Origin of the sequence: Aureimonas sp. AU22 (assembly GCF_001463745.1) — a bacterium.
Taxonomy (GTDB): domain Bacteria; phylum Pseudomonadota; class Alphaproteobacteria; order Rhizobiales; family Rhizobiaceae; genus Aureimonas.
In genome coordinates this window covers 34,914-57,407 of record NZ_BBWJ01000030.1, presented here as the reverse complement: position 1 = coordinate 57,407, position 22,494 = coordinate 34,914, and the positions used below count along the sequence as shown (strand labels likewise).

22 protein-coding genes and 2 tRNA genes are annotated in these 22,494 nt (G+C 66.2%); 15 read left to right on the top strand and 9 right to left on the bottom strand.

Annotation, left to right across the window (positions count from 1 at the left end):
- Nucleotides 1–102 precede the first annotated feature (102 nt).
- The 3 genes from AUL34_RS10440 to AUL34_RS10430 all read left to right on the top strand — a co-directional run bounded on the left by AUL34_RS10440 (nt 103) and on the right by AUL34_RS10430 (nt 2,282).
- Complete coding sequence (locus AUL34_RS10440; RefSeq protein ID WP_061933651.1) at nt 103–978, top strand: SDR family oxidoreductase; 876 nt, start codon at nt 103–105, stop codon at nt 976–978.
- Nucleotides 979–1,095: 117 nt separating this feature from the next.
- Nucleotides 1,096–1,728 carry an NAD(P)H-binding protein gene (locus AUL34_RS10435; protein WP_061933650.1) on the top strand — a complete coding sequence of 211 codons (633 nt, stop codon included), beginning with the start codon at nt 1,096–1,098 and terminating at the stop codon, nt 1,726–1,728.
- Between the two features lie 182 nt (nt 1,729–1,910).
- Nucleotides 1,911–2,282: a DUF1330 domain-containing protein gene (locus AUL34_RS10430; protein ID WP_061933649.1), complete on the top strand. Its 372-nt coding sequence runs from the start codon at nt 1,911–1,913 to the stop codon at nt 2,280–2,282.
- A gap of 301 nt (nt 2,283–2,583) precedes the next feature.
- Here AUL34_RS10430 and AUL34_RS10425 read toward each other — a convergent pair whose 3' ends face one another.
- From AUL34_RS10425 to AUL34_RS10405, 5 genes are all read right to left on the bottom strand, one after another.
- Nucleotides 2,584–3,171 carry a DJ-1/PfpI family protein gene (locus tag AUL34_RS10425; RefSeq protein WP_061933648.1) on the bottom strand — a complete coding sequence of 196 codons (588 nt, stop codon included), beginning with the start codon at nt 3,169–3,171 and terminating at the stop codon, nt 2,584–2,586.
- Nucleotides 3,172–3,238: 67 nt separating this feature from the next.
- Nucleotides 3,239–4,186: a substrate-binding domain-containing protein gene (locus AUL34_RS10420; protein WP_061933647.1), complete on the bottom strand. Its 948-nt coding sequence runs from the start codon at nt 4,184–4,186 to the stop codon at nt 3,239–3,241.
- A gap of 54 nt (nt 4,187–4,240) precedes the next feature.
- Complete coding sequence (locus tag AUL34_RS10415; RefSeq protein ID WP_061933646.1) at nt 4,241–5,230, bottom strand: ABC transporter permease; 990 nt, start codon at nt 5,228–5,230, stop codon at nt 4,241–4,243.
- The gene (locus AUL34_RS10410) at nt 5,227–6,789 is read right to left on the bottom strand and encodes a sugar ABC transporter ATP-binding protein (protein ID WP_061933645.1); all 1,563 of its coding nucleotides are present in this window, start codon (nt 6,787–6,789) and stop codon (nt 5,227–5,229) included. Before AUL34_RS10410 ends, AUL34_RS10415 begins: the two co-directional genes overlap by 4 nt.
- Nucleotides 6,786–7,493 carry a GntR family transcriptional regulator gene (locus AUL34_RS10405; protein WP_156420876.1) on the bottom strand — a complete coding sequence of 236 codons (708 nt, stop codon included), beginning with the start codon at nt 7,491–7,493 and terminating at the stop codon, nt 6,786–6,788. Before AUL34_RS10405 ends, AUL34_RS10410 begins: the two co-directional genes overlap by 4 nt.
- A gap of 84 nt (nt 7,494–7,577) precedes the next feature.
- On the opposite strand from AUL34_RS10405, the gene AUL34_RS10400 reads away from it, so the two are divergent.
- The 4 genes from AUL34_RS10400 to AUL34_RS10385 are packed head-to-tail and all read left to right on the top strand — an operon-like array spanning nt 7,578 to nt 12,182.
- Entirely contained in the window at nt 7,578–8,585 is a 1,008-nt protein-coding gene (locus tag AUL34_RS10400; RefSeq protein ID WP_061933644.1) for an Ldh family oxidoreductase, read from the top strand.
- Nucleotides 8,586–8,605: 20 nt separating this feature from the next.
- A complete protein-coding gene (locus AUL34_RS10395; protein WP_061933643.1) occupies nt 8,606–9,829 on the top strand; it encodes an iron-containing alcohol dehydrogenase in 1,224 nt (407 codons plus the stop codon).
- A 23-nt stretch (nt 9,830–9,852) separates the two neighbouring features.
- Nucleotides 9,853–11,334 carry an NAD-dependent succinate-semialdehyde dehydrogenase gene (locus AUL34_RS10390; RefSeq protein ID WP_061933642.1) on the top strand — a complete coding sequence of 494 codons (1,482 nt, stop codon included), beginning with the start codon at nt 9,853–9,855 and terminating at the stop codon, nt 11,332–11,334.
- A gap of 5 nt (nt 11,335–11,339) precedes the next feature.
- Complete coding sequence (locus AUL34_RS10385; RefSeq protein WP_061933641.1) at nt 11,340–12,182, top strand: alpha/beta hydrolase; 843 nt, start codon at nt 11,340–11,342, stop codon at nt 12,180–12,182.
- A gap of 286 nt (nt 12,183–12,468) precedes the next feature.
- Here AUL34_RS10385 and AUL34_RS22235 read toward each other — a convergent pair whose 3' ends face one another.
- Together AUL34_RS22235 and AUL34_RS10375 are read right to left on the bottom strand one after the other, a co-directional pair.
- Nucleotides 12,469–12,762 (bottom strand): hypothetical protein, encoded by a 294-nt coding sequence (locus tag AUL34_RS22235; RefSeq protein ID WP_156420875.1) that lies wholly within the window; start codon nt 12,760–12,762, stop codon nt 12,469–12,471.
- A gap of 83 nt (nt 12,763–12,845) precedes the next feature.
- Nucleotides 12,846–12,930: transfer RNA gene (locus AUL34_RS10375), tRNA-Leu, on the bottom strand.
- Between the two features lie 194 nt (nt 12,931–13,124).
- Here AUL34_RS10375 and AUL34_RS10370 point away from each other — a divergent pair.
- On the top strand, nt 13,125–14,150 hold the full coding sequence (locus AUL34_RS10370; RefSeq protein ID WP_061933639.1) for a complex I NDUFA9 subunit family protein: 1,026 nt from the start codon (nt 13,125–13,127) through the stop codon (nt 14,148–14,150).
- A gap of 62 nt (nt 14,151–14,212) precedes the next feature.
- Here the strand turns inward: AUL34_RS10370 and AUL34_RS10365 are convergent, their stop codons facing one another.
- Nucleotides 14,213–15,019 (bottom strand): undecaprenyl-diphosphate phosphatase, encoded by an 807-nt coding sequence (locus tag AUL34_RS10365; protein WP_061933638.1) that lies wholly within the window; start codon nt 15,017–15,019, stop codon nt 14,213–14,215.
- Between the two features lie 296 nt (nt 15,020–15,315).
- Here AUL34_RS10365 and AUL34_RS10360 point away from each other — a divergent pair, with 296 nt between their 5' ends.
- The 6 genes from AUL34_RS10360 to AUL34_RS10335 all read left to right on the top strand — a co-directional run bounded on the left by AUL34_RS10360 (nt 15,316) and on the right by AUL34_RS10335 (nt 19,254).
- Nucleotides 15,316–16,008: a glutathione S-transferase family protein gene (locus tag AUL34_RS10360; protein WP_061933637.1), complete on the top strand. Its 693-nt coding sequence runs from the start codon at nt 15,316–15,318 to the stop codon at nt 16,006–16,008.
- Nucleotides 16,009–16,082: 74 nt separating this feature from the next.
- A complete protein-coding gene (queG, locus tag AUL34_RS10355; RefSeq protein ID WP_061933636.1) occupies nt 16,083–17,237 on the top strand; it encodes a tRNA epoxyqueuosine(34) reductase QueG in 1,155 nt (384 codons plus the stop codon).
- Nucleotides 17,221–17,538 (top strand): hypothetical protein, encoded by a 318-nt coding sequence (locus AUL34_RS10350; RefSeq protein WP_244492518.1) that lies wholly within the window; start codon nt 17,221–17,223, stop codon nt 17,536–17,538. The genes queG and AUL34_RS10350 overlap by 17 nt, the downstream gene beginning before the upstream one ends.
- Nucleotides 17,522–18,424: an SDR family oxidoreductase gene (locus AUL34_RS10345; protein WP_244492517.1), complete on the top strand. Its 903-nt coding sequence runs from the start codon at nt 17,522–17,524 to the stop codon at nt 18,422–18,424. Before AUL34_RS10350 ends, AUL34_RS10345 begins: the two co-directional genes overlap by 17 nt.
- A 236-nt stretch (nt 18,425–18,660) precedes the next feature.
- Nucleotides 18,661–19,002: a septal ring lytic transglycosylase RlpA family protein gene (locus AUL34_RS10340; RefSeq protein WP_061933671.1), complete on the top strand. Its 342-nt coding sequence runs from the start codon at nt 18,661–18,663 to the stop codon at nt 19,000–19,002.
- Between the two features lie 175 nt (nt 19,003–19,177).
- Nucleotides 19,178–19,254, top strand: a tRNA-Arg gene (locus AUL34_RS10335).
- On the opposite strand, the gene AUL34_RS21880 is transcribed toward AUL34_RS10335, so the two are convergent.
- Nucleotides 19,225–20,829: a recombinase family protein gene (locus AUL34_RS21880; RefSeq protein ID WP_082653294.1), complete on the bottom strand. Its 1,605-nt coding sequence runs from the start codon at nt 20,827–20,829 to the stop codon at nt 19,225–19,227. The genes AUL34_RS10335 and AUL34_RS21880 overlap by 30 nt on opposite strands.
- A gap of 757 nt (nt 20,830–21,586) precedes the next feature.
- On the opposite strand from AUL34_RS21880, the gene AUL34_RS10330 reads away from it, so the two are divergent.
- Nucleotides 21,587–22,384 (top strand): hypothetical protein, encoded by a 798-nt coding sequence (locus tag AUL34_RS10330; RefSeq protein WP_156420874.1) that lies wholly within the window; start codon nt 21,587–21,589, stop codon nt 22,382–22,384.
- Nucleotides 22,385–22,494 lie beyond the last annotated feature (110 nt).

Below are 22,494 nucleotides of genomic sequence, written 5' to 3'. Positions count from 1 at the left end.
TGGTCAGAGACAGACAGGCGGCAACGAAGCCCACGGACGTCGGGTCACTGATCCCCTTCACCCGGAAGCGAAGCGTCCGGGACATCCCAACGGAGACCTTCCATGTCCAAGACCTGGCTCATCACCGGCACCTCATCGGGCTTTGGCCGCGCGCTGACCGAACAACTCCTCGCACGCGGCGACCGGGTGATCGGAACGGTCCGCAGGCTCGCGGCGATGGACGATCTCAAGGCCCGTTACGGCGACCTTCTCACGGTCATGAGCCTCGACGTCACCGATACCGATCGGGTTCGGGAAGTCGTGGCGGCCGCGTTCGGTGACGAAGGCCGGATCGACGTCGTCGTCAACAACGCCGGGTACGGCCTGGCGGGCGCGGCGGAGGAGCTGACCGACCAGCAGATCCGGCACCAGATCGACACCAACCTCGTCGGCTCGATCCAGGTCATCCGCGCGGTCCTACCCTTCCTGCGCCGGCAGGGCGGCGGTCGCGTCATCCAGCTGGCCTCGATGGGTGGGCAGATCGCGATCCCAAGCCTCAGCATCTACCACGCCACGAAGTGGGCCGTGGAAGGCTTCGTGGAGTCCGTGGCGCAGGAGGTGGCCGCGTTCGGCATCGAGCTGACGATCGTCGAGCCGGGCATGGCGCGCACGAACTTCGGCGCGGGCAGCCTGGTGATGGCCGAGGCGATGGACGTCTATGACGCGACGCCGTCTGGAGACTTCCGCCGCGCCTTCGCCGCCGGGGCGGTTCCCAACAACGGAGATCCCGTGAAGATGGCGAACGCGATGATCGACTCCGTCTACGCCAACCCCGCGCCTCGCCGTCTGGCGCTGGGAAGCGATGCCTTTGCCATGATCCGGGCGGCGCTGGTCGACCGGCTGTCGGCCCTCGACGCGCAGAAGGCGATCGCCGTCTCGACCGACGTCGAGGACGGGGAACCGCTCCCGGCCGCAGGCGGCATCCCGCAGGCCGCGTGAGCGTTGGCAGCCTCGACGCCGATCCCGGCGTCGAGGCTGCAAGGCGCCCGAGGTTTGGTCGACCTCCCTTCGGTCAGCCGATACGGTTACGGTTCGCGGAGAAAGGAAGGACGACGCATGACCAGGATCCTAATCGCGGGCGCGACCGGCCTCGTCGGAGGCCATGTCCTTCAGCGAGCGCTCGCGGACGATCGCGTCACCGCCGTCGTGGCTCCCACCCGCCGGCCGTTGTCCTCGCATCCCAAGCTGTCGAACCCGGTGTCGGACCTCTCGACGCTGCCGGACGATGAAGCGTGGTGGGCGGTCGACGGCGTCGTCTGCACGCTCGGCACGACACGAGCGAAGGCGGGCTCGGCAGAGGCCTTCCGGGCCGTCGATTACGACCTTCAGCTCGCCGTGGCTCGCCACGCGCGGGCGCATGGTGCGCGGCGTTTCGCGCTCACGTCCTCGATGGGGGCAGATCCCCGTTCGCCGTTCCCGTACCTGCGCACGAAAGGTGAACTGGAAGCGGCGGTCGGAGACCTGAGCTTCCCGTCCCTGACGATCGTTCGACCCGGCCCCATCCTCGGCGAGCGAGCGGAGACGCGGATCGCGGAGCGGGCGCTCGGCGCAGCGCTGCGGGTGTTCGGCCCCGTCCTGCCGACGAGGCTACGCGGCAACCGCGCCGAACGGATCGCGCAGGCGTTGCTGGAGGCCGCGGTTGCGGGGCCCGACGGCTTCCGGCTGGTTGGGGCCGCCGAGATCGGTTGACGGCATGCTTCGGCAGGCCCTTGGCCAAGAAGACCCGCACGCATTCTCGAACGTCCGGCTGTGCCGCGCGCTCAGCCGATCACTGCAGCGACGGTGGGACATCGCTCGCCAGTCCCGACGCGTCGTCGGGTTGCCGATGGGGCAGCCCGACGAGGAAATCATTTTACTTGAGGGAAAGACAGATGGTTGCATTCTCGCCCACGGCCTACGACGCCTTCCTGGCGCAAGCGGACGACACACCCGTCGTCATGCTGAACCTCATCCGTTTCCAGCCCGACGGCGGCCGGCAGAGGTACCTGCAGTATCTCGAGATGGCAAAGCCCATCCTCGCTCGGTTCGGCGCGCGGATCCTGTTCGGCGGCGATGGCCTTCCCGTCCTGACGACCGGATCGCACGAAGCCTGGGATGCGGTCGTTCTCGTTCAGTATCCCCGCCGGTCGGCGTTCGCCGACATGGTGGCCGACCCGGACTACCAGGTCGCGTTCGAGGTGGGATCGTCGGCGATCGCCGACATCCATCTGCAACCCTTGAAACACAATCATGCAGCAGCCTGACGTCGAGGCGCGCGGTGCCGGTTCATTGGTATCGTCGACGCCGCAGGATGCCCGCACGAGAGGGAGCGGCCCAAGGCCGCCCCGAGCAAACCCGTTGCTTCGCCTTTCGTCTTCTCGAGATGCCGGCGCACGAGGGCGGCCGGGCAGACGTCGCTCGCGGCGTCCTGCACCTCGGCCTCGTCAGCAACGCCGATAGGGAACCGACATCGGCATGTCCCCGAAGCGATCGGTGATGGAATTGGGGATGGATCGGGAGGAAGGATCGGCGTCCACCGCCCTCGCCGTCCCGATCCCCGACGCCTCAGCTGTGCCTGATTTCGGTTCCCAGCACCTTCAGGCATTCGCGCATGAAGGCGGCGAGCGCCGTCCAGCCGCTTGCCGAGACCATATTGCCGTCCGCGATCGCTTCCGTCGGGCCGAGATCGACGAACTCGCCACCGGCCAGGGTGACCTCGGGCTCGCAATACTTGAGGGCCGACACGCGCTTGCCCCGCACGACTCCATCGACGGCGATCAGCACCTGGACGCCGTGGCAGATCGTGAAGATCGGCTTGCCGGCCTCGTGGAAGTGCCGGACGATCGCCTGAACGCGCTTGTCGATGCGGATGTATTCGGGACCACGCCCACCGGCGGAATAGACCGCATCGTAGTCCTCGGGGCGCACGTCCGCGAAGGTCTTGTTGAGGACGTAGTCGTGGCCGAGCTTCTCGGTATAGGTCTGATGTCCCTCGAAGTCGTGCAGCGAGGTCTTGATGATGTCGCCCGCCCGCTTGTCGGGGCAGACGACGTGGACGGTGTGTCCGATCGCGTGCATCGCCTGCTCGAAGACGAAGATCTCGTATTCCTCGCTGAATTCGCCGACGAGCATCAGGATTTTCTTACCGGGCATGTCTTTTCCTTGAGGACGTTTGGGTTTCGTGAGCCGAAGCCCTTGGGCTTCGGCATGTCTTTCGCGATCAGAACGGGGAGTCGGGGAAGTAGTATTCCGCGGCGTTGTCCTTGGTGATCAACGGCGCATCGAGCTTGACGCTGCCGCGGATCGGCACCTGGCCGCTCAGGTTGGCGGCGGTCATGTAGATCGCGGTCTTGATCATCGAGGGCGGGTACGGGGTCTCGATCGGCGTCATCGCGTCGCCGGCCATCACCTTCTCGATGATCTCCTTCATGCCGTTGCCGCCGAGCGCGTACTTGATGTCCTTGCGGCTGGACTGGCCAATGGCTTCGAGAACGCCCAACAGCATGTCGTCGTCGTTGGCCCAGACGGCATCGATCTTGGGATACTTGGCGAGGTAGTCCTGCATCAGGCCGAAGGCGTCGTCGCGGTTCCAGTTGGCGTACTGGATGTCGAGGATCTTGATGTCCGAGCCCTTGAGCCCGTCCTCGAAGCCCTTGATGCGCTCGTCGTCGATCACGGTCGGAATGCCGCGCAGCACGACGACGTCGCCCTTGCCGCCGAGCTTGTCGACGAGAAACTCCGCGGTGGTCTGTCCGACGGCGATGTTGTCGCCCGCGACATAGAGGTCCTGGATCGACGGGTCGGTCAGGCCGCGATCGACGACGGTGACGAAGACGCCGTCTTCCTTGACCGCCTGGACCGGGGTCGTCAGTTCCTCGGAACTGTGCGGCAGGATGACCAAGGCGTCGAGCTTGCCGCCCGCGCTGAGATCCTCCACGGCGCTGACCTGAGCCGGCGCGGTCGGCGATGTCTTCACGACGACATCGATGTCGGGAAAGGCCGCCTTCACCTCCTCGGCCGCCTTCTGGGCGTGATAGACGACGCCCGCCGTCCAGCCATGATCGGCGGCCGGAATGGAGACCGCGATGGTCTTGCGCTCCTGGGCGAGCGCGGAACCGGCCGCGATCAGTGCCCCGACCGCGATCGTCGTCAATAAGGCCGTTCTCATATCGTTTCCTCCCTTGGATCGTTGCCCGCCGCCCCTCTCCCGTGGGGCGGACGGTTACTTCGACAGGCGCTGAACCAGCATCGCGACGATGATGATCGCGCCTTGAACGGCCGCCACGAGGTACTCGGATACGAAGTCCGACAGCACCATCAGATTGGCGATGAATTCGAGGATGACCGCGCCGGCGATCGTGCCCCAGATGTGTCCGCGGCCGCCGCGAAGGGCCGTGCCGCCGATCACCACGGCGGTGATGACCTGGAGTTCCCAGAGGACGCCCGTGGTCGGCGTCGCGGCGCCCAGGCGCGGCACGTAGCAGATGGCCGCGATGCCGACGCAGACGCCCTGGATCACGAAGGCAAGCGTGCGGATGCGGGCGACGGATATCCCGGAATAGCGCGCGACGTCCGCGTTGGCCCCGACCGCGACGCAGCGCCGGCCGAACTTCGTCCGGTAGAGAAGAAAGGCGCCGGCCGTCGCCACCGCCAGCGAGATCAGGATCGGCACGGGGACGCCGAGGACGTCGCCGAAGTAGACCGGGCGGTAGGCATCGCGCAGGCTCCGGTCGATCGGGATCGTGCCGCCGTCAGACAGGTAGGTGATCAGCGCCCGGAAGATACCCATCGTGCCGAGCGTCACGATGAAGGGCTCGATGCGCCCAACCGTCGTGATGGCGCCGTTGGCGAGGCCGCACAGGGCGCTAGCTGCCACGACGACCAGCATGCCTGCCGGAATGGCGTAGGTCCCAAGATGCGGCGCGACCCCGTTCATGAAGAGGATCATGACGCCGGCGACGAAGGCCGCCATCGAGCCGACGGACAGGTCGAGCCCGCCCGATGCGATCACGAAGGTCGCGCCGACCGCGATGATGGCGACGAAGGCGCTGCGGGTCGCGACGTTGGTGAGATTGTTGAGGGCGAGGAAGTCGGGGTTGATCAGGAAGCCGACGACGAGCAGCGCCGCCAGCGCGAGAAACGGTCCGAGATCGACCCAGTTCACCGAGGTCAGGCGTTCCCGCGGCATCCCGCCCAGCATTGCATCGGTCATGCCTGAAGTTCCCCCTCGGTGTCGTGGTGGGCGGACGCACCCGTCGCCAGCATCACGACGGCGTCTTCCGTCATGGCCGCTCCCGTCAGCTCGCCCGCGATCCGCCCGTTGCGAATGACGAGGATCCGATCGCAGACGCCGATGAGTTCCTGCATCTCGGACGAGATGACGATGCAGGCCTTCCCGGCCTCGGCGAGCGCATGCACGAAGGCGTAGATCTGGCTCTTGTTGCCGATATCGATGCCGCGCGTCGGCTCGTCGATGACAATCACGGACGGGTCGCTCATCATGATCTTGGCGAGAAGCAGCTTCTGCTGGTTGCCGCCCGAGAGCTGGCCGGCCTTGGTGCCACGGCTGCGCACGCGGATGTCGTATCGCGCGATCGTCTCGTCGAGCGCCGCCTCCTCGCGGCGCGGATCGAGCAGGGCGCCGGGATGGACGCGCGCGAGCGCCGTCAGGGTGAGGTTCGGTGCCATGCCCTCGTCGAGAAGCAGCCCCTTTCCCTTGCGGTCTTCCGTCAGGTACCCGATCCCGGCTTCGATCGCGTCGAGGGGCCGTGCGATGCGCACGGGACGTCCGTCGACCCGGAGCGCTTCGACATGCCCGGGGCGCAGGCCGAGCACGCCTTCGAACAGTTCCGTGCGCCCCGCGCCGATCATGCCGCCGAAGCCCAGGATCTCTCCGGCTCGCACGCTGAAGGAGATGTCGTCTATGAAGCCCGGTACGTGGGCATGCTCGACTTCCAGCCTCGGCTGGCCGACCGGAACGTCGCCCTTCGCGGGGTAGAGGGTCGAAAGCTCGCGCCCGACCATCAGGCGGGCCATGTCGGCCTGGCTCAAGGTCGCCCCGTCGAACGTTCCGACCATCTGACCGTCGCGCAGCACTGTGACGCGGTCGGCCAGGACGTCCACCTCGTCGAGCCTGTGCGAGATATAGAGAACCGCCGTGCCGCGATCGCGAAGCGCGCGGATGAGGGTCAGCAGGGTTTCGACTTCCTCGGTGGTGAGCACCGCCGTCGGCTCGTCGAATATGACGAGCTTGCGCGGCTCCAGGAGCGCGCGCGCGATCTGGACGAGCTGGCGATCGGCGAGCGACAGCGTCTTGACGATCGCGTCCGCCGGGATCGATCGGCCAAGGGCCATCAGCCCGGCACGCGCCGTCTCGTTCATGGCGCGATCGTCCACCATTCCCCAGCGCGTCAGCTCGCGGCCGAGGAACAGGTTTTCGGCAACCGTCAGGTCGTCGGCCAGAAGAATCTCCTGGTGGACGAGGACGACGCCGGCCGCCTCCGCCTCCACGGGATCGCGAAAGGCGACGGGACGGCCCATGAGCGTCATGTCCCCGTGCGTCGGCGCGACGTGGCCGGACAGGATCTTCATGAAGGTCGATTTGCCGGCGCCGTTCTCGCCGATGACCGCATGGATTTCGCCGGCCCGGATATCGAGATCGACGCCCGCCAGAACGGTGTTGGCGCCATAGACCTTTCCGATGCCGCGCACCGAAAGGACGGGCGCCCCAACATCGGGGGCAGTCCGCTCCAGCGGTGCCGCGCAGCTCATGCCTCGCCCTCGAAGGCCGGCAGCAGCCGATCGCGGGAGCGCTCGATATGGTCCGCCATGGCTTGCTCGGCCGCACCGGAATCCCTGGCGGCGAAGGCCTCCAAGATCCGCTCGTGCTCCTCCAGCGCCTCTTCCGTGACACGCGCGTGGAACATCAGCCGGAAGATGTGGAAGTGCGTGTGGAGGTGGGCGAGGGATTCGCGGATCAGTTCGTTGCCCGCCAGTGCGACGATCAGGTCGTGGAACTCGGCGTCCTGCCGGGCGAATTGCGAGTAGCGGACCCGCTCGTCCGCGCCGCCGTTGCGCCGCGCCATGACGCCGGCCGCCTCGGTCAGCGCGTCGAGCGCCTCGGACGTCATCTTGGCCGCAGCGCGCCCCGCCGCGTAGGGCTCGAGCCGCAGGCGCAGCTCGTAAAGTTCCTCGAACCGCCGCCGGGTGATCTGCGGCGCGGCGCTGTAGCCGACGAGATGGGTCTTGATGACGAGCCCCTCGCCTTCGAGACGTCCGAGGGCCTCGCGGACCGGCGTCTGGGAAACGCTGAATTCCCGGGCCAGCGTGTCGACGGTGATCCGAGCGCCGGGGTTGATCTTCAGCGACATGAGCTGGGCGTAGATCGCCTCGTAGACGTCGTTCGCAAGGCTCGCGGGCCGCTGCACGGTGAACCCGTCGGTCGATCGAGCTGCCGGAATGGTCGTGCTGCGCATGTTCACCTCTTGACAATCACCGATTGCTAGCACGATGCTCGGAGATATTCAATCAGATATCCTATACGATCCGATGAGGCACGATTGCTGGTTCCCTTCGCCGACGTCAAGCCTCTCGTCCACGCCATCCTCGAAGGCTGCGGCGCCTCATCCGCAACGGCACGGCTCCAGGCCGACACCCTGCTCGAAGCCGAGTTGCGCGGCCTGGCCTCCCACGGACTTCAGCGCCTGCCCAGGATGGTTCGGCGAATTCGTTCGGGTCTTGCCGATCCCCACGCCACCGGCGCGCACGTCTGGCGGCGTCCCGGCTTCTTGAGCGTCGACGGCTGCAGGGGCCTCGGTCCCGTCGTCGGAGCGGCGGCGATCGAGGCTCTCGCCCCCGTGGCTCGGCGCGATGGGATCGCCCTCGCAGCCGTGCGCAACAGCAACCATCTCGGGATGCTCGCCTGGTATGCGGAGCGCATTGCGGCCCTCGGCCTCGTCGGGATCGTCCTGTCCACCAGCGAGGCTCTCGTCCACCCCTTCGGCGGGCGGCGGGCGATGCTCGGGACAAACCCGGTCGCGATCGGCGTACCGGTGGCCGGGGGTGAGCCCTTCGTCCTCGACCTTGCGACCAGCATGGTGTCGATGGGCAAGGTTCACGACTTTGCCCTAAGGGGTCGAGCCATCCCCGAGGACTGGGCACGCAACGCGGATGGCGAGCCGACAGCCGACCCCGACGAGGCGATGCGGGGATCCCTTGCCCCCTTCGGAGGCGCGAAAGGCTACGGCCTCGGTCTGGCCTTCGAACTCCTGGTCGCGAGCCTTGCCGGCTCCGACTTCGCGCCGGATGTGCGCGGCACGCTCGACGCCGAGCACCCCTGCAACAAGGGAGACGTCTTCCTTCTCATCGATCCCTTGGGCGGATCGGGCCGGGCCGTGGCGGCCTACCTCGACGCCCTGCGATCGAGCCCTTCGGCGTCGCCTTCCGTTCCCATCAGCGTTCCCGGCGATGGATCGCGCGCCCGCCGCCGCCAAGCCCTCGCGCGCGGCATCGACGTTGCCGACGCCGTCTGGAACCAACTCACCTCGCTCGCGGGTCATCCCGCGTAACCGAAAAGGACACCGCATCCATGTCGCTCTTTGCCGCCCTCAGGCTCCCGCGCGAGATTCTCTTCGGCAACGGTCAGCGCGCCGCCCTCGGCACGGTCGCCGGCCGGCTCGGCTCGCGGGCGCTCGTATGCACCGACGCGCGCCTGAGCGGCTCGGCCGATTTCCGGACGATGGTGGCGGACCTGGAAGCCCATGGGCTCGCGGTCCGGGTCGACGACAGCGTGCTTCCCGACGTGCCGCGGGACAGCGCCTCGGCGAGCGCGGACGCCGCGCGCGACTTCGCGCCCGATGTCGTGATCGGGATCGGCGGTGGAAGCTGCCTCGACCTCGCCAAGTGCACGGCGCTTCTCCTCGCGCATGGCGGCACGCCGGCCGACTACTACGGCGAGCGCAAGGTGCCCGGACCGGTCCTGCCGCTCGTGGCGGTCCCCACGACCGCCGGAACCGGATCGGAGGTCACGCCGGTCGCCGTCCTGTCGGACCCCGACCGCCTCCTCAAGGTCGGCATTTCCAGTCCCTATCTCGTCCCGCAGGCCGCGATCTGCGACCCCGAACTGACCGCGAGCTGCCCGCCTCTCCTGACCGCGATCGCAGGCGCCGACGCCCTGACCCATGCGGTCGAGGCCTTCATGGCCAAGCGCCGCGATCCGACACCGGATCTGGCCCAGGAACACGTCTTCGTCGGCAAGAGCGCGCTCACCGACCACTTCGCTCTACTGGCGATCGAGCTCCTCACGCGAAGCCTGGAGCGCGCCTGCCGGGACGGCGGCGACGCGGACGCCCGGGCCGATGTGATGATGGGCGCCCTCGCGGCCGGCTGCGCCTTCGGAACGGCCGGCACGGCCGCCGCCCACGCGATCCAGTATCCGATCGGCGCCCTCACCCACACGGCTCACGGCCTCGGGGTCGCGACGCTTCTTCCCTTCGTGATGACGTTCAACCGCTCGAGCTGCCTGCCGGAACTCGCCCGGATCGCAGCCGCCATGGGCCTGGAAGCACCGGGATCGACGCAAGACGCGCTGGCCGACCGCGTCATCGACCGGATCGCCTCGCTCCTGTCGGCCATCGGAATCCCGCCGTCCCTGAGCGCCCTCGGACTTGCCGCCGATCGCCGGGACTGGACGGCCGAGCAGGCACTCGGCATCGAGCGCCTCATCAAGAACAATCCGCGCCCTGTCGATCTCGCAGCGATGAAGCGGCTCGTGGCCGCCGCCTTCGAAGGCGATCGACGGGCCGTCGACTGAACTTAGCATCCAAGGATCCGATCATGAACGCCATCCCCTCCCGGCCCGTCGCCGATCCTCCCGCCGACCTCGACTGCACCGCGTTCGCAAAGGGGCTGTTCATCGACGGCGAATGGCGGCGGACTGTCGCCCGCATCGCCGTGGTCGATCCGTCCACCGAACGCGCTCTCGCTGAGGTCGCCGACGCCGGCGTCGCGGAAGCCCTTGCCGCGGTCGAGGCCGCCGATCGGGCAGCGCCCGCGTGGCGCGCCAAGCCGCCGCGCGAGCGCTCCGAGATCCTGCGTCGCTGCTTCGAGCTGATGGTGGAACGGGCGGACATGCTCGCCGCCCTCATCTCGCTCGAAAACGGCAAGGCGCTGACCGACGCCAGGGGCGAGGTCGCCTACGCGGCCGAGTTCTTCCGCTGGAACGCGGAGGAAGCCGTGCGCATCACCGGCGATCTCGGCACCGCGCCGTCCGGCGCCAACCGCCTCCTCGTCGACTACGCGCCGATCGGCATCGCGGTTCTCGTGACGCCGTGGAACTTTCCGGCCGCCATGGCGACCCGCAAGATCGCCCCGGCGCTCGCCGCGGGCTGCACGGTCGTTCTGAAACCGGCGAGCGAAACGCCGCTGACCGCGTACGCGCTCGCGGATCTCTACCGCGACGCCGGCGTCCCCGACGGGGTCGTCAACGTCGTCACGACGTCCGATCCCGGCGCCGTCACGGCCGCGATGCTGGACGACCCGCGGGTGCGCAAGCTGTCCTTCACGGGCTCCACCGGCGTCGGCCGGACACTTCTGGCGCAGGCCGCCCGCAGCGTGGTGAGCTGCGCGATGGAACTCGGCGGCAACGCCCCCTTCATCGTGTTCGACGATGCCGACCTCGAGGCGGCGCTCGACGGCGCGATGATCGCCAAGATGCGCAACGCCGGCGAAGCCTGCACGGCAGCCAACAGATTCTATGTCCAGAGCGGCATCTACGACCGCTTCGCCGCGGGTCTCGTGGCCCGTATGGCGGCCATGCGGGTCGGTCCCGGCAGCGATCCCGCCACGCAGTGCGGCCCGATGATCACGCGGAAGGCGGTCGAGAAGATCGAACGCCTCGTCGCCGACGCGACCAGCCGTGGTGCAAGGGTTCTGCATGGCGGCGCGGCGCTAGCTGGCCTGGGCTACTTCTACCCGCCGACCGTCCTCGGCGACGTGTCGGCGGACGCCATGCTGATGCACGAGGAGATCTTCGGTCCCGTTGCCGCTCTCCGCCGCTTCGAGACGGAGGACGAAGCGGTCGGGGCCGCCAATGACACCGAGTATGGTCTGGCGAGCTACATCTTCACCCGCGATCTCCAGCGGGGTCTGGGTGTGGCGCGGCGGATCGAGTCCGGCATGGTCGCGATCAACCGCGGCCTCGTCTCCGATCCGGCCGCCCCCTTCGGCGGCGTCAAGCAGAGCGGACTGGGTCGCGAAGGCGGACATCACGGCGTCCTCGACTATCTCGAGCCCAAGTACATCGCCGTGTCGTTCTGATCGCCGTGACCAAGGATCCGTTTCGCACGCGGGACCACGTCCCGGATTTCGACGCCATCGTCCGGGACTATGCGGAGCGGAGCGCGGCGACCCGCGCTCGCCATCGCTGCGTCCGGGATGTCGCCTATGGCCCCGGACCGGACGAGACGCTCGACCTTCTCCTGCCGCCGGCGCACGGCGTCCCCGCGCCGGTCCACGTCTTCGTCCACGGCGGCTATTGGCGGATGTTTGCCAAGGAGGACTTCTCCTTCGTCGCCGAGACCGTCCTGTCCGAGGGTGCGATCGCCGTGGTGATCGACTATTCCCTGATGCCTCGCGTGCGCCTGGAGCACATCGTCGATCAGGTGCGGCGCGCCGTGCGATGGGTCGCCGCCAACATCGAGGGCTACGGAGGTGATCCGAGGGCGCTTTCCGTCAGCGGCCATTCGGCGGGCGCACATCTGTGCTGCTGGCTTCTCGACGCGGGTTTTCCCGATCGATCCGTGAGGTCCGCGCTCCTTCTCAGCGGGATCTACGATCTGGCCCCTCTCCAGGCGTCGTTTCTCCATGATCTCATCGGCCTCACCGACGAGGAGGTCGGCCGCTGGTCACCGCTCCGTGCGAACATCGGTGCGGGGACGCACGTGACGATCCTGGTCGGGGAGCGCGAAACTCGCCCCTTTCACGAACAGGCAGGACGGCTGGCCGACGAGCTGGCCATGCGCAACGTCCGGCAGGAGTTCCGGGTGCTTGCGGGAGACGACCACATGACCGCGGTGAGGGCGCTGGGCGATCCCGAAAGCCAAGCGGCCCACGAACTCAAGCGCGTCATCAGGACGGCGCGGCTCCCGGCTCAAACTGGCTCATAGAGCGTCATCGGCGCCCGACCGAACGAAAGCGGCTCGAGCAGCTGGGCGAGAGCGTCGGGAATTTGGGAGCGGGGGGACGAAGCTCGTACCCATCGCCGCAAAGTCTTCCATGAACGCCGTACGCCGGTTGCCTGAAAGGTATCCCAATCGGGGGAGCGGCGGTCTCCGACACCGTGGAAACCTCAGATTGCGCCTTCAGGGATGGAGAGCTCGAACACCGGCGCTCCTGTCCTTTACGAAACCCTCGATCATATCACCAGCGGACACGTCTTGGCGTCCGACCTGCCTATTCCATGTTCTTCTGCTGGATCGCGTCGTCGTCCCAGATCGTGAGCGCGAACCGGCCAAAGGTCACTTGGATCGCAGCAATGTTCGCGGTCTCGATCCGCATCGATATGTCGGGCTTGCCGGAATCGTCTTCGACCACTTCCACGACCTCACGGACGATTTCGCCAGCAGGCGCCACGGCACCACCCACCTTACTCCCCGCGCGTCCCATCGCGTCGGCCGGTCTGCGCTTGATGACTTGCTGCTTGGTGGTACGAGGATGTTTCACCGGACGGACCAGCGCAACGGGCATGTTGCACAGACCCGCTGTACAGGCCGCACACCCGCTCCGTTGCATCGCTTAAGTCTCGGGCTTCCCTGAACAATCAGGGGAATTGGTGCCCAGGAAAGGACTCGAACCTTCACGCCTCGCGGCACACGGACCTGAACCGTGCGCGTCTACCAATTCCGCCACCTGGGCACTGGCGAGGTGATTAGAATTCCGATGCGCCCCTGTCAATCGGCTTGGCGAGAAAATGCGCCACCGGGGTCTCCGAGCGCCCATGCGGCGGTGTGGCGGGCTTTTCGCTCCGCGCGATTGCAGTTAAAGCGAAGCACGACAGATGATGCGGATGCGCGCGAGCCCGCGCCAGGTCCGGACGGGGATTTTGCCAGATGAAGGTCGATACCAGGAAGCAGGTCACGGTGTTCGGAGGCTCGGGCTTCCTCGGCCGCTACGTCGTGCATGCCCTGGCCCAGCGGGGCCACCGCATTCGCGTCGCCTGCCGGCGGCCCGATCTCGCCTACCACCTGCAGATCGCCGGGCGCCTCGGCCAGATCCAGGCGATCCAGGCCAACCTGCGCCATCCCTGGTCGGTGGAACGGGCCCTGGAAGGGTCGGACCATGCGGTCAACCTCGTCGGCATCCTGAACGAGGGCGGCCGGCAGACGTTTTCGTCTCTGCAGGCCGAGGGAGCGGGCCATGTCGCCGCAGCCGCCGCAAAGGCGGGCGTCGGTCTCGTCCACGTGTCGGCGATCGGCGCCGACGCCAACTCGCCCTCGCGCTATGCCCGCACGAAGGCGGACGGCGAGGCGCGCGTCCTCCACGCCGTCCCGGACGCCGTGATCCTGCGCCCTTCCATCGTGTTCGGCGCCGAGGACCAGTTCTTCAACCGCTTCGCCAACATGGCGCGGCTGTCGCCCTTCCTGCCGCTCATCGGCGGCGGAGCCACGCGGTTTCAGCCGGTCTTCGTCAACGACGTGGCGCGCGCGGTGGCAGCCGCCGTCGACGGCGAGGTGGCGGGCGGGCGCGTGTATGAGCTCGGCGGGCCGGAGGCGATGAGCTTCCGCGAGATGATGGAGGAAATGCTCCGGGTGATCGAACGGCGCGGCCGCTTCGTCTCGATCCCCGTCGGTGTCGCCTCATGGATGGCGGGCTGGATGAAGGCGCTGCCCGGCGCGCCGCTGACGACCGACCAGGTCGTCCAGCTGCAGATCGACAACGTGGTCTCGGAGGCGGCAAGGACCGAGGGGCGCACCTTCGAGGCCTTCGGCATCGCCCCGCGTACGCTGGAAGCCGTGCTGCCGACCTACCTTGTGCGCTTCCGCCCGCAGGGACAGTTCACCAAGCCTCAGCCGCACGACGACCGGCCGGCCGAGGACGAGAGCCTTCCCGGCGACGACGGGGTCGCCAAGGCCTGATCCAGCGGGACCATGAAAAAAGGGCGCTTCGGGCGCCCTTTTTTCATGGGAGTTCGTGGGGGTCAGCGATAGGCCAGAAGAACGCCGATGCCGATCGCGCCGACGGTGATGCGCCACCAGGCGAACGGGGCGAAGCCGTATCTCGAGACGAAGCCGAGCAGCGAGCGCACCACCACCAGCGCCGACAGGAAGGCCATCAGGAAGCCGACGCCGATCATCGCCGCATCGTCCGTCGAGAGGAGCGACCAGTTCTTGTAGAGGTCGTAGGCGAAGGCGCCGGCCATCGTCGGCATGGCGAGAAAGAAGGAGAATTCGGCCGCCGAGCGCTTGTCGGTGCCGAGCAGCAGCGCGCCGGCGATCGTCGCGCCCGAACGCGAGGTGCCGGGGATCATCGCCAGGCACTGGATCAGTCCGATCTTGAAGCAGAGCGAGAGCGGATAGTCCTGGATGTCGTGGTAGCGCGCGCGCAGCGGCATGCGGTCGATCGCCAGAAGGATCAGCCCACCGATCAGAAGCGCCACGCAGATCACCATCGGCGTCTCAAACAGGACGGTCTTGATGAAGTCGTGCGCCAGCGCCCCGATCACGGCGGCGGGCAGGAAGGCGAGAAGGATGCCGCCGACGAAGCGCCGGCTCTTCGCATCCGACGGCAGGGTCACCACGAGATGCCACAGCTTGCCGAAATAGACCGACAAGACGGCGAGAACCGCGCCGAGCTGGATCAGGACCTCGAACGTGTTGCCGGTGGAATGGAAGCCGAGGAGCTGTCCGGCGAGGATGAGGTGCCCCGTCGAGGAGACCGGGATGAATTCCGTCAAGCCTTCGATCAGGCCGAGCAGGAAGGCGTCGAAGAGCTGGAGGCTGTCCATCGGGAATCCCGCATGTTGACACGTCGAGGGGGAATGCCGCGCCGACAAGCCCGGGGTCAAGGCCTTTGCCGCACCGCACTCTGAACGGCGAAGCTTTCGCCGGACGGGTGCATCGTCCCCGCCCCGTCCGTCCTGCTGCTTGCTGTTCGCCCCGATCGGCTTATGTGCCGGATCCAGGGATTGCGGCGCGACACCCTCGCGTTCACGATCCGCCAACCATCTGCCCCTAAGGTCGCCTCAACCTTTGTGGCAGCGGACGTCCGGTCCATCTTCGAGAGTACAAGTTTTCGTCCTCCATGCTCATCCTGCACCACCATCCCATGTCCGCCGCCTCCCGTTTCGTGCGGCTGGTTCTCGGGGAATACGGCGAGCGGGCCGAACTGGTGGAGGAGCGTCCGTGGGAACGGCGCCCCGAATTCCTGGCGCTGAACCCGGCGGCCACGCTGCCGATCCTCATGGAGGACCGGAGCGTGGCGATCGTCGGCGGAACGGTGGTGGCCGAATATCTCGACGAGACGCGCGGCGCCTTCCAGCGCGAGAAGCGGCTTCTGGCCGAAAAGCCGGCCGAGCGGGCCGAGATCCGGCGCCTGGTGGAATGGTTCCTCGGCAAGATGGACGCGGAAGTGACGCGCTATCTCGTGCGCGAGCGGGTGTTCAAGCGCGAGATGCGCTCCAACGAGGGCGGCGGGGCTCCCGATGCCTCGGCCATCCGGGCCGCGCGGGCCAACCTGAAGAACCACATGCGCTATATCGGGTGGCTCGCCGAAAGCCGAAACTGGCTGTCCGGCTCGCGCCTCTCCTATGCCGACTTCGCGGCGGCTGCCGCCGTCTCCATTCTCGACTATCTCGGCGAGGTCGCCTGGGACGAGGAGCCGGCCGCCAAGGAATGGTACATGCGCATCAAGTCGCGTCCGTCGTTCCGTCCGTTCCTTGCCGAACGGGTGCGCGGCGTGCCGCCGGCGGCGCACTACGCCGAGCTCGACTTCTGATCCGCCGGGCGCCGCACGCGGTCCCCTCCCGCGTCACGGTCGATCGCAGCGGCGGGCTCTGCTAAAGTTCGGCCATGGCCGATGCCTTTTCCCCCGCCGCGCTGCGCCGTTTCCTGATGGCCGATGCGCACCGTCTCGGCTTCGACGCGATCGGCGTCGCGCCGGCCGCCGAGAACGCGCTGGCAGGCGAGCGCCTCGACGCCTTCGTCGCGGCCGGCTACCACGGCACCATGGACTGGCTGCCCGAAACGTCCGAGCGGCGCCGCTCGGTCACGGCGCTCTGGCCGGACGCGCGTGCCGTCGTTGTCCTCGGCTTGAACTATGGTCCGGACGAGGATCCGCTGGGGATCCTCGAGCGCCGGGATCGCGGTGCGATCTCGGTCTATGCCCGGCACCGAGACTATCACGACGTCATCAAGGGCAAGCTCAAGGAACTGGCCGGCCGGCTCGTCGCCCGCGCCGGCACCCGTGCGGACGGCCGGCCGCACGACGCCAAGGTCTTCGTCGACACCGCACCCTTGATGGAGAAGCCGCTGGGCGAAGCCGCCGGCCTCGGCTGGCAGGGCAAGCACACCAATCTCGTCAGCCGTCACTTCGGCTCCTGGCTGTTTCTCGGCTCGGTGGTGACGACGATCCCCCTCGAAGTCGACGAGCCGGCCGCGGATCGCTGCGGCTCCTGTCGCGCCTGCCAGGACGCTTGCCCGACCGGTGCCTTCCCGGAGCCCTACCGGATCGATGCCCGGCGCTGCATCTCCTATCTCACCATCGAGACCCGCGCCCCGGTGCCGAGGGATCTGCGACCCCTCATGGGCAACCGGATCTACGGCTGCGACGATTGCCTCGCGGTCTGCCCCTGGAACAAGTTCGCAACGAACGCGCGCGAGGCCAAGCTACAGGCGCGCGACGCTCTGCGCGCGCCAAGGCTCGCCGATCTCCTAGAACTCGACGACGCCGCCTTCCGCGCCCTCTTCTCCGGCTCTCCGGTGAAGCGGATCGGTCGCGACAAGTTCGTCTCCAACTGCCTCATCGCGGCAGGCAATTCGTGCGACCCCGCGCTTCTGGAGGCCGTGCGACGCCGCCTCGAGGACGCGTCCCCCGTCGTGCGGGCGATGGCGGTCTGGGCCTTCGCGGCGTTGGCGCGAGAAGAAGCCCTGGCGACGCGTGCCCTTGCCCTCCATAACGAGGGGAACGACGACGTCAGGAGCGAATGGCATGCGATCGACGAGTGAGGGACCGGGCGGATCGGAGGGGGCGCAGTCTCAGCGTCGCTTGCCGAGGGCGCTGCCGGAAGGGGACATCCGGGGCGTCCGCGCCGTCGGCGCTTCGGCGCAAGGCGTATCGGCGAGGGGCGCATCCGCCGTCGGCGCTCTGGCGATCGGGGCCCTGGCGCTGGGTGCCATGGCCATCGGAGCGCTGTCGATCGGGGCACTCGCCGTCGGTCGTGCCCGCGTGCGCCGCTTGAGGATCGACGAACTGGAGATCGGGCGCATCCGCCTGGCGGAGAGGGATCGGGATGATGCCGGCCGATGAGATGCCGCCGGGCTCGCCCGGCATCGCCGCCCGGCGCTTCTTCGTCTTCGGATGCGGCTATTCGGCCACCGCATTCTTGCGCACTCGCCCGCCGGGCGAGATTGCCGGCGCGACAACCCGTTCCCGCGAGAAGGCGGAGCGCCTTGCCGCCCATGGCTGGAATCCGGTGCTCTTCGACGGCACGCAACCGGCCGAAGGCCTTGCGGCCCCGATCCGCGAGACGACGCATCTTCTCGTCTCGATCGCGCCGGGCGAGGACGGCGATCCGGTTCTGCGCCACTGCGACGATCTTCTGCGGCACGGCGCCCCGGCCCTGCGATGGATCGGGTATCTGTCGACCGTCGGCGTCTACGGCGACCACGGCGGTGCATGGGTGAACGAGGACACGATCCCCGCTCCGGTCTCCCGGCGCTCGCGCGAGCGACTGGATGCCGAGCGCGCCTGGGCGGACTTCGCGCGCGCGCGCGGTGTGCCTCTCGCCATCCTGCGGCTCTCCGGCATCTACGGGCCGGGGCGCAGTCCCTTCGACAAGTTGCGCGCGGGCACGGCTCGGCGACTGGTGAAACCCGGTCAGGTCTTCAATCGCATTCATGTCGACGACATCGCGGGCGCGACCGCGCACCTTGCGACCCGCGAGATCGGGGGCGTCTTCAACGTGACGGACGACGAGCCCGCACCACCCCAGGACGTGGTCGCCCACGCAGCGCTGCTGGGCGGTTTCGAGGTGCCTGAAGAGATCGATTTTGCGAGCGCGGACCTGACCCCGATGGCACGTTCGTTCTATGGCGAGAACAAGCGCGTCGCGAATTACCGCCTCAAACAAGCGGGATATAGGATAATTTTTCCGACATTTCGTGAAGGGCTCGCTGCCTTAAAACCGGTCTAGCTCAGAGGTTACATCACGATAAGCCGGCTTACTGAAATACCAAGTTACCTATCGTGATGGAACCGCCACGTTTTGGCCTCTTCCGGCCGACACCCCTCCACCGTCGAGCGGCGGGGGCCACGAGGGGATTTCCATAACGAAATCAGAGATCTCGGTTCACGTCCGTATGAAACGGTGCAAGGACCGAACGATTGATCGCAAAGACCCTGACGGCGGCAGCCCTGGCAGGTGCCGCAATGCTGACCTCCCTTCCCGCGGAGGCGGCTGGCGGCAAGACCACCTGCGGCGGCGCTTCATGGTATGCCCTCACCTCACGCACCGCGTCCGGTGAACGCATGAACCCGATGGCCATGACGGCGGCCCACAAGACCCTGCCGCTCGGCAGCAAGGTCAAGGTCACCAATCTTCGCAACCAGCGCTCCGTCGTGGTTCGGATCAACGACCGCGGCCCCTTCGTGAAAGGGCGCATGATCGACCTGTCCAAGGGCGCCGCGCAGCGTCTCGGCTTCATCGACGCCGGCCATACCCGCGTCCAGATCGAGCCGGCCGACGGTTCGGGACGCGACGACTGCGCCTGAGAGAGGCGACGACCGGGTCGGCTGCGTGCGAAGTCCGGCGACGTCCGCGATCTCCGATCTGTTCGCGACCTCGCGGACCGGCGGTCCCTCCCTCGCCTTGCCTCCCGCCCCGCGATCCTGTACGAGAACGGCAGGGCGACGTGCCTGTCACGACGTCCGCCGCTTCTTGCGGCACGCACCCGTAGCTCAGCTGGATAGAGTGCTGCCCTCCGAAGGCAGAGGTCACAGGTTCGAATCCTGTCGGGTGCGCCATTCCTGAATACCAATGGGCACTTTGGTGTCCTTCCTATCATCGATCATAACCTGCTCACGCAGAACGTTTTTCCAACCAGTTATGATCAGCCTCTCATCATCCACGATCACGCGGTCAACGACGGATCGTAGATAGCTTTTACGAAACGGCACGTCGCCGTTGCGAATGCGATCTCGCATGAAGTTGGCGAAGGCAACGACGCGCTCCGGTGTAATCTCAACCTGAGAGCCAATTCGCCGTCGGATACGGTCCACACCAGCAAGAGCGATATTCCGGTCGCGCTGCGCGCTCCGCATACGCTCGGCAAATTCTGGATCATCCAGATCGGCTATACCACGTTCAGCCAACCCCATTAGTCGATCAACTCTCATCCTCGCATCGGCGAGTTCGGTTTCAAAGCGAAGAAGCTCAGTGGAGTCAGCCTCCCTGGTAAGGCGTTCGGTCTCTATGGACTCAAGAATGTTGGCGAGGCGATCCGGTTGGAAGGCATGAGTGACCAACGCCTCCGTGACAGCGTGGTCGATTTTTTCCATCCGATGCGAGCACCCCGCACAGGCGGTTGCGCCACGGGCCTGCCGGTTGGCGCAGGCGTAGTAGCGATACTGACCGGATTTACCGGTTCGCATGGTGAGGGCTGACTCACACTTTGCACACGACAGAAGACCCGTGAGGAGAATGGGACCTGCAACGACTTGCGGTGCGGCGATTTTCGGGTTCCGGCTTCGCAACAGGGCCTGCACGGCTTCGAACTGCCTTGCCTCGATAATCGCCGGGCAAGCGACTTTGATATGCTCGTGCTCAGGCCGTGGTAGCCCCGTGTTAGAGTCCGTGGTGTTGTAGCGATACTCGCCACGATAGGCGGTGTTCGTCAGCATCGCGTGCAAAGGTCCGATGTGCCATCGCTTATCGCGTCTGGTACGGTACCCCCGCTCGTTCAAATGATTCACGATGGCTTTGACACCCATCGGTCCCGAACGTTCATGACCTTCTTCAGCCAGTCGGAAGATGCGTTCGACGACGTCGCTCTCAACCTCGTCAATGACGAGCTTCTTCTTCTCCTTCTTGCCGCGCCGTTCAACGATCGTCGTCGTGAAACCGTAAGGCGGAACGGCACCGTTCCAGAAGCCCTGAGTGGCATTTTCACACATTGTCGCGCGGACGCGCTTTGCATTTTCTCGGCTAGCGTTCTCGTCAACCACGGCAATGATCTGCCGGATCATGTCGCTCGCTTCATCGCTGCCGTTCGGCTGGGTGACAGAGTAAACCTGGACTGCGTTGCGTCGCAGATCGCGGATTGTCGTTTCGGCTTGGGCAGCGTTGCGATAGAATCTGCTTCGGTCGTAGACAACAATGACATCAAAGGGAGATGGCCGGGCAGCTGCATCGGACAGCATTCTCTGGAACTCTGGCCTGCCGCCATCACGTGCCGAAGCCCCGCGATCGATATACGTCTCGTAGAGCGTCCAGCCATTGCCAGCGACGAAGTCGCTGATGCGGTCACGTTGGACATCAAGACTGACCCCCTCATTGGCTTGACGACGGGTCGAGACACGGATGTAGGCGACGGCACGCATCAAGCTTCTTCTTCCTTGTTTCCTTCACTGTTAGCTAGCGCGGCCTTCTTTGTTCGCGACTCGATCGAGCAGAACTCGGTCCACATCCGTGCCAGAAGGCGCAGCTCCTCATCGCCCGGCTGCGCATGCGCTACGTCTCTTTTGGGAGCAAAGGTTGGTGACCGGTTCGTCATGCCGAAAGGATGTCGGCAAGCTGCGCTCGGATCGGTGAAATAAGTCGACGTGCAGCTCAGCGACCCTTCATCGGGTGATCGCGACTTATCTCACCGATCCGCCCATACGGCCTTCGTAGACCTTCCGCATGCGCGACCTAACCCCGTATGCCAAGCGACTGGCAACCGCCGTCGAGATCCATCTGGAAGGTTCTTTAGGACCACGACGGATGACGGATCTCGTTGCTCGCTTGAAACCGCTTCTCGATGAAGCTCGGCGAGATAGCGAGCCATGGTCACGCATAAATACTGCGTTGTCGGAAGAGCTGTTGCGACATGGACGCCATCCGATATCAGATGCGACACTTCGTAAACTCTGGAAGCGCGTCTCTAACCGTTCACTGCTTGCAGAGAACTCCCCTGCGGCGATGGATTTGGCCGCTGTAAGAAGGGACGATCGAAGCTCGACGGCCGTTCCCAAACCCCATCCCAGCAAAGTTCTGGACTTAAATGACCGATCTTCCGATCGCATTGGGCTTGGCTCTGAAGCGCAGGGGGAACGCCTTGCCCTCATGCGCAAACTCAACCGAGATGGAGATGTTTAAATGGAACCCGCGATGTGGATTTTCCTATTTATTAGCGAGAAGGGGGGCGTGCGAAAAAGCTCGACGCTGATCGCATTCCTTGATTATCTTTCGGCATTGGTCAGCGACTTCCTGATCTACGAGATCGACGACCAGACGCGGTTGCGCGCGCTGTTCCCGGATCGCGTCACGACCATCCAGCTGCCGGACATTGAAGCGGTACGACACGACGACCTTGCCGACGTCGAGGCCCTATCCCCGCTGATCGACCAGATCCTGGATCGACGCTCGCCTATCATCGCCGTCGATGTCGCTGGGAGCGTCGATGCGCGCGTTCTCGAAACTCTGTTGAAACTTGATATCGCGGGTGCTGCATCCGAAAGCGGCTACAAGGTCGCAGTGTTCACCCCGTTCCTCCTTGAGCACGATGCCATGCTGCTCGCGACGCGCTCGATCAAGCGCGCGACGCTCGTCTTGCCAGATGCCGTGATTGTTCCTGTTCTTGCTGAGACGGGAGATCGTGTCGAAGATCTTTCCAAAGAGCACCAGCGCTTGGGAAAGGCGATCGAAGGAGATCGCCTTCTGATCAAGCATCCAAGACTCCTGCCGCGAGCCTTGGCGGCCGTCGAGCGGACCGGACAGTCGCCATACCGTCTGGCGCAGCTGTCACTGCATGAGGCAACCGCGCGCCTTATGGAGGCTGGCACCTCCCGCGCTCTGGCAAGGGGTATCTGGAGCGAACTCGTGACATGGCAGGACGCGCTCCGGAGGCAATTCGATCGCCTGCCGTTTCCCGGAGAGAACACCGTCTCGACCTAACCTACATCGTCAAGCATTCCGCAAGGAGCGGGCATCTGCACACGAACGTTTTATCGCCGCACGCTCGGAACAGGAACTGCTGCTAGCTCTCCTTCAAGCATCTGTCCACG